Source organism: Autumnicola edwardsiae (assembly GCF_031846505.1).
Taxonomy (GTDB): domain Bacteria; phylum Bacteroidota; class Bacteroidia; order Flavobacteriales; family Flavobacteriaceae; genus Autumnicola; species Autumnicola edwardsiae.
The window spans coordinates 1-6763 of sequence record NZ_JAVRHP010000126.1 but is presented as its reverse complement, the minus strand read 5'-3'; the positions used below and the strand labels follow the sequence as shown (position 1 = coordinate 6763).

Below are 6763 nucleotides of genomic sequence, written 5' to 3'. Positions count from 1 at the left end.
GAAAAAGAAGAGTGGGAGAGGGTGAAAGAGCGTGTTGAAAAGCTGTGTAAAACAGCTTACGAGCATAATGTCCGCCTATATGCAGATGGTGAGGAAAGCTGGATGCAGGATGCTGCAGATGAGCTTATGGAAGAGATGATGCGCAAATACAATAAGGATAAAGCTTTAATTTTCAATACTATCCAGTGTTACCGCTGGGATCGTATAGATTATTTAAAGGACCTACACGAAAAAGCTAAACGGGACGGATTTAAAGTTGGTGCCAAGATTGTGCGAGGTGCTTATATGGAGAAGGAAAATGCAAGGGCCAAAAGATTAGGTTATCATACTCCAATTTGTGAAAGCAAAGAAGCCACAGATGTTAACTTTAATAGTATAATGTCTTATTGTTTGAACAACCTGGACGATATTTCTTTATTTATAGGTACACATAATGAAGTAAGCAATTACCTCGCACTGCAAATTATGGAAGACAAGAATATTTCTATAGATGACCCGAGAATTTGGTTTAGTCAGCTGTTTGGGATGAGTGATCATATAAGCTATAATCTCTCCAGGAGAGGATATAATGCTGCAAAACTGGTTCCTTTTGGTCCTGTAAGGGATGTTGTGCCTTATCTATTGCGTAGGGCCCAGGAAAACACATCGGTTAAAGGCCAAACGGGGAGGGAACTTTCTCTGTTAATGGAGGAAAGAAAACGTAGAAAAGGAGAGCCTAACAAGGCGCATCGCGAATAATTTTTTCTACGGAAAAACGCAATAAAATCAGCAATTTTGGTCTCTTAAGATCAAAATTGCTGATTTTTTTATTTTATAAATTTAAGATTCAGTCTCTTCCATAGTGTGATATACATTTTGCACATCATCATCTTCTTCCAGTCGTTCCAATAGTTTTTCTACATCTTCGGCCTGTTCCGGAGATAACTTTTTTGTTACCTGCGGAATCCTCTCAAATCCTGAAGAGATAATTTCAATATTTCTGTTTTCCAATTCTTTCTGAATACTTCCAAAATGTTCGAACGGAGCGTATATATGGATTCCATCTTCGTCTTCAAAGACTTCTTCGGCACCAAAATCAATAAGTTCCAGCTCCATTTCTTCCGCATCAAGGCCTTCAGCATTTATTCTGAAGTTACAGGTGTGGTCAAACATAAATTCTACGGAGCCGGAGGTTCCTAAATTTCCGTCACATTTATTAAAATGCGATCTTACATTGGCGACGGTTCGATTATTATTATCTGTCGCGGTTTCTACAAGAACAGCAATGCCATGTGGAGCATAACCTTCAAAAAGCACAATTTTGTAGTCTCCCTGGCTCTTATCTGAAGCACGCTTAATTGCCCGTTCAATATTGTCCTTGGGCATGTTTACGCTTTTCGCGTTCTGGATCACCGCCCTTAGCCTGGAATTGGCGTCCGGATCTGGGCCGCCTTCTTTCACTGCCATTACAATATCTTTCCCTATGCGGGTGAAAGCTTTGGCCATTGCAGACCAACGTTTCATTTTTCTTGCTTTTCTAAATTCAAATGCTCTTCCCATGGTTTAAAAATAAGATCGGGGCAAAAATATAAAAAAGCCTCTAATCGCTTTTAAAAATCAGAAGCTTCCTTTTATTTTTTCAGTATTTAACCTGCTTCAACAATTTCTTCAATTGCCTGGGCAAGTTTAAAATCTTTGTCGGTCACGCCACCTGCATCATGCGTAGACAGGGAAATTTCAAGTTCGTTGTAAACATTGCCCCAGTTTGGGTGGTGCTGTTGGGCTTCAGCTTCAAAAGCAATTCGCGTCATCACCGTAAACGCATCTTTAAAGTTCTCAAATTGAAATGAGGTGTGAATGGCATTTTTAGAATATTTCCAGCCATCGAGTTGTTCTAGTTTTTTATTGATCTGATCTTCGCTAAGTTTTTCCATAATTTCAAATTTTAATATTGATTGAAGGTAAGGAACTAAAAGCAAAGATTAAAGCAATTAAAAACAGATAAAACTAACCGCTACAATTCTTTACAACCCTGTAATACATCCTGTACCGAAATCTGAAGATTTCCCGGTAACAAATTGTCCTTTGGAAGTACGGCAAGAAAACGGTCAAAATTAGAGTCATACACATTTTTAAAAAGTGGGTTTTCCAGCCCTAATAATTCACAAACATCTTTTATAAAATCCCGTTGATGGACAAGATCTGTGCTGCCAAGGTGAAAAACGCCTTCCCTTTTTCTATTAATGATATAATGTATCTGCTGGGTGACTTTCTTAATTTCGGTTACATTTACTACTACGTTTGGAAAAACCTCAATGGCTTTGCCAAGGTCAATAAGTGTTTTAATTTCTTTAATCCTGGGAGAATTATAACCAAATACCATTGGTAATCTCAGGATATTATACTTTTCATTGGGTAACCGTAGCAGTGCGTTTTCTATTTTTATTTTAAAACGGCCATATATGCTTTGCGATAAAGTTTTATCATATTCGTAAGAAGGGTAATTGGTAAAAGCATCAAAAACGTTGGCAGAAGAAAGAAAAATAAGTTTGCACTCGCTGCGCATCACATACTCCATCATATAGAAATGAGCTGCAATTTGGGCATCAAAATTCCCGCGTACTGCCGAGATTATTATCGTAGGCCGCAGATTTTCCAATAGAACAGAAATATTTTCTGTTTCCATATCATACTGAAAAAACTGTTTGTTACTACTGAAGGAGCTATTTTCTGAATGGTAGGTTCCGTAGGTGTCAAAAAAGGATCGTAATTCCTTATACAGAGAATTCCCGATAAATCCGTTAGCTCCTAAGATTAAAATTTTTTCCAAAAAACTATCCTTTATAAAAAGGCAACTTCACCTGAGTGGCAGGAACGTCTTTTTTGCGTATCCTGATGTGAAGTTTCCCTCCAATTTCAGCAACTTCAGCCGGGACATATCCTAAACCTATTCCTTTCTCTAAAGATGGTGACATGGTACCCGAGGTTACTTCGCCAATAACAGTGCCATTGTTATCAACAATTTCGTAATCTTTTCTAGGGATGCCCCGCTCATCCAGTTCAAACGCAATAAGTTTTCTTCTTGGCCCTTCTTCCTTTTCTTTTTTAAGTGCTTCAGCATTTACAAAATCTTTGCTGAATTTCGTGATCCAACCAAGTCCTGCTTCAATAGGAGAGGTGGTTTCATCAATATCGTTGCCGTACAGGCAGTACCCCATTTCCAGCCTCAATGTATCACGGGCTGCAAGGCCTATTGGTTTTATTCCGAAGTCTGCACCGGCTTCCATTATCCTGTCCCAAACACGTTCTACATCTTCATTCTTAATGTAAATCTCAAAACCACCACTTCCCGTGTATCCTGTGGCTGATATTATTACTTTTTCCACTCCGGCAAAATCAGCAAACCGGAAGGTGTAAAATTTCATATTTTTAAGATCCACTTCGGTAAGAGATTGCATAGCTTCCGCAGCCTTTGGTCCCTGGATGGCAAGAAGGGACATCCCGTCAGAAATGTCTTTCATTGTAGCATCCATGGTGTTGTATTGGGAAATCCAATTCCAGTCCTTCTCAATGTTAGAAGCATTTACCACCAAAAGATATTTTTCGGCATTCATCCTGTAAATAATGAGATCGTCCACAATACCGCCGGTTTCATTGGGGATGCAGGTATATTGGGCTTGTCCATCTTTAAGTTTTGAAGCATCATTAGAAGATATTTTTTGAATAAGCTCCAGCGCATTTTCTCCTGAAATAAGGAACTCGCCCATATGAGAAACATCAAAAACTCCGAGTTTTTCCCTAACATTCTGGTGCTCGATATTCACACCCTCATAGGAAACAGGCATATTAAAGCCAGCAAAAGGAACAATTTTAGCGTTAAGGGCTTTGTGCCTCTCATTTAGTGCAACGTCTTTCATTTTATTCTGAAATTTTGCGCAAATTTATTGATTTAACCGTGAATACAATATTAATTAGGTCTTTTTATGAGGAGCGGGAGAAATACGTTAGCTTTATATTTATTTAGAACAAAAGGGAAATTGAATTTAGCCGAAAATGGCTTACTTTCTTGCTATAGGTCGAAAATTGCCAAATTTGGACACCCACTTAATTTTTAATTTATGAAGATACTCACCGCCTCACAAATAAAAGAAGCTGATAAAATTACAATGAATAACCAGGAGATTTCTTCGGAAGATCTTATGGAAAGAGCCGCAACGCAAGTCTTTAAAGAAATTCATGAAAGACTTCAAGGTGCAGATATCCCAATAAAAGTATTTTGCGGAGTAGGAAACAACGGCGGGGACGGTCTGGTGATTGCCAGGTTGCTCCTGGAACACTCTTATAAGGTGAAAGTGTTTATTGTTAACTATTCCGACAAAAGGTCACCGGATTTTTTGTCTAATTACGATAAAATCAAGAATTTATCGAATGACTGGCCTGTGCTTTTAAAGGGAGAAGACGATTTTCCTGAAATTGCAATGGGAGATTTTGTTGTAGATGCTATTTTCGGTATTGGTCTCAATCGGCCTTTAGAAGGATGGGTAGCTAAATTGGTCAATTTTATCAATAAATCTTCAGCCTTTGTTTTGGCCATTGATATGCCTTCCGGACTTTTTTCAGATAAAGTTTCCGAAGAAGAAGATGCCGTAATTAAGGCAAATTTCACCCTTACATTTCAAACACCAAAGCTGGTTTTCTTTTTACCCTCCACAATGGATTATGTAGGGGAGATGCAGGTGTTGGACATCGGTTTGGACAGAGCATTTTTGTCAGAAATAACTCCTTCGGCTCAGTTAATAGGCCGGCAGGAAGCGCGAAGTCTCTACAACCCAAGAAATAAGAATTCTCACAAAGGCAATTTTGGACATGTACTGGTAGTTGGCGGTAGCTACGGTAAAATTGGTAGCGTGGTATTGGCTACAACAGCTTCATTGCGTACCGGTGCGGGTCTTTCTACTGTTTTTGTGCCCAAATGTGGATACGAAATTATGCAGACCTCCTTACCAGAGGCCATGGTTATGACAGATGAGAATTATGAAATGATTACAGATATAAAAACAGATCTGGATGCTGATGTTGTTTGCTTCGGAATGGGAGTGGGGCGTGATAAAAGTACCATAGTGGCCTTTAAAGAGTTGCTGAAGAAGACGAAGAAACCCATGGTAATTGATGCTGATGGTTTAAATATTTTTTCTGAAAATAATGAGCTGCTGCAGTATTTGCCAGAAAATTCTGTGTTAACCCCGCATCCAAAGGAACTGCAAAGGTTAATAGGGGAGTGGACAGACGATTTTGATAAAATTAAAAAAGTGCAGGATTTTATCAGGAAATATAGATTAATTGTGGTTTTAAAGGGTGCACATACTTTCGTGTTTGAACAGGGGAATATCTATATAAATAGCACGGGAAATCCGGGAATGGCCACTGCCGGAAGCGGAGATGTGTTATCTGGCGTAATTTCCGGACTGATTTCTCAAAAGTATGAACCTCTTTTCGCAGCAGTTCTTGGTGTTTATCTCCACGGAAAGTCCGGTGATATTTCCGCAGAAAAATCGAGTTATGAAGGAATGATTTCGGGTGATATTGCGGAAAATATGGGCCTCGCTTTTTCCGATCTTTTGTCCGAAAATAAAACAAATCCCGGTTCTGATTAAGAACAGAATGGCTAAACCTTATTATAGAAAAAGCCGCTCGTCATTACGACAAGCGGCTTTTTTAATAAAGTGAGGATTATGATTAGGAATTAGTTTCCTTTACTGTTTTGTCCACATCTATAGTTAGCTCATTTTTCTCTTCATCAAGATCCATTACTATAGTATCACCTTCGTTTACCTGTGCCGTGATTATTTCTTCGGCCAACGCATCTTCAATATATTTCTGAATCGCCCTATTGAGCGGTCGTGCACCATATTGCTTATCAAAACCTTTTTCAGCAATAAAGTCTTTGGCTTTGTCACTTAGCTTAAGCGTGTAACCAAGGCTTCCAATACGACCGTATAACTTCGCAAGTTCAATATCGATAATCTTATGAATATCTTCTCGTTCCAAGGAGTTAAATATTACAACGTCGTCAATACGGTTCAGGAATTCCGGGGCAAAGGCTTTCTTTAAAGCACCTTCAATAACTCCCCTGGTATTCTGATCTACCTGAGACTTCATTGCAGAAGTTCCAAAACCGACGCCCTGCCCAAAATCTTTCAATTTTCGTGCACCAATGTTCGACGTCATGATAATAATCGTATTCCTGAAGTCAATTTTACGTCCTAAACTATCAGTAAGATATCCGTCATCAAGAACCTGGAGTAACATATTAAATACATCTGGGTGTGCTTTTTCTACCTCGTCAAGAAGGATCACTGCATAAGGCTTACGTCTTACTTTCTCGGTAAGCTGTCCACCTTCTTCATACCCAACATATCCCGGAGGTGCTCCAATTAACCTTGAAACAGCAAACTTCTCCATGTATTCGCTCATATCTATCCTGATAAGAGTATCTTCATTGTCAAACAATTCGCGGGCAAGTACTTTTGCCAGCTGCGTCTTACCAACACCTGTTTGGCCAAGGAAGATAAAGGAGCCTATTGGTTTGTTTGGATCTTTAAGACCCGCACGGTTTCTTTGGATGGCTTTTACAACTTTTGCTACAGCATCGTCCTGTCCTATTACTTTACCTTTAATTTTTTTAGGTAATTCAACCAGTTTGTTGCTCTCTGTTTGTGCAATTCTGTTTACAGGAACCCCTGTCATCATAGAAACAACGTCGGCAACGCTATCTTCACTAACG

7 protein-coding genes are annotated in these 6763 nt (G+C 39.1%); 2 read left to right on the top strand and 5 right to left on the bottom strand.

What is annotated here, in order from left to right:
- Nucleotides 1-738, top strand: a 738-nt coding sequence (locus RM529_RS15390) for a proline dehydrogenase family protein (RefSeq protein ID WP_311485641.1), incomplete at its 5' end; no start/stop codon positions are given.
- A gap of 81 nt (nt 739-819) precedes the next feature.
- On the opposite strand, the gene RM529_RS15385 is transcribed toward RM529_RS15390, so the two are convergent.
- The 4 genes from RM529_RS15385 to gcvT all read right to left on the bottom strand — a co-directional run bounded on the left by RM529_RS15385 (nt 820) and on the right by gcvT (nt 3896).
- A complete protein-coding gene (locus RM529_RS15385) occupies nt 820-1539 on the bottom strand; it encodes a YebC/PmpR family DNA-binding transcriptional regulator (RefSeq protein WP_311485640.1) in 720 nt (239 codons plus the stop codon).
- A gap of 86 nt (nt 1540-1625) precedes the next feature.
- Nucleotides 1626-1913, bottom strand: a complete 288-nt coding sequence (locus RM529_RS15380; RefSeq protein WP_311485639.1) for a 4a-hydroxytetrahydrobiopterin dehydratase — start codon at nt 1911-1913, stop codon at nt 1626-1628.
- Nucleotides 1914-1993: 80 nt separating this feature from the next.
- Nucleotides 1994-2809 (bottom strand): sugar nucleotide-binding protein, encoded by an 816-nt coding sequence (locus tag RM529_RS15375; RefSeq protein WP_311485638.1) that lies wholly within the window; start codon nt 2807-2809, stop codon nt 1994-1996.
- Between the two features lie 4 nt (nt 2810-2813).
- On the bottom strand, nt 2814-3896 hold the full coding sequence (gene gcvT / locus RM529_RS15370; RefSeq protein WP_311485637.1) for a glycine cleavage system aminomethyltransferase GcvT: 1083 nt from the start codon (nt 3894-3896) through the stop codon (nt 2814-2816).
- A gap of 201 nt (nt 3897-4097) precedes the next feature.
- On the opposite strand from gcvT, the gene RM529_RS15365 reads away from it, so the two are divergent.
- Entirely contained in the window at nt 4098-5633 is a 1536-nt protein-coding gene (locus tag RM529_RS15365; RefSeq protein WP_311485636.1) for an NAD(P)H-hydrate dehydratase, read from the top strand.
- 82 nt (nt 5634-5715) lie between these two features.
- Here RM529_RS15365 and RM529_RS15360 read toward each other — a convergent pair.
- On the bottom strand, nt 5716-6763 hold a 1048-nt coding region (locus tag RM529_RS15360; protein WP_311485635.1), incomplete at its 5' end, for an AAA family ATPase.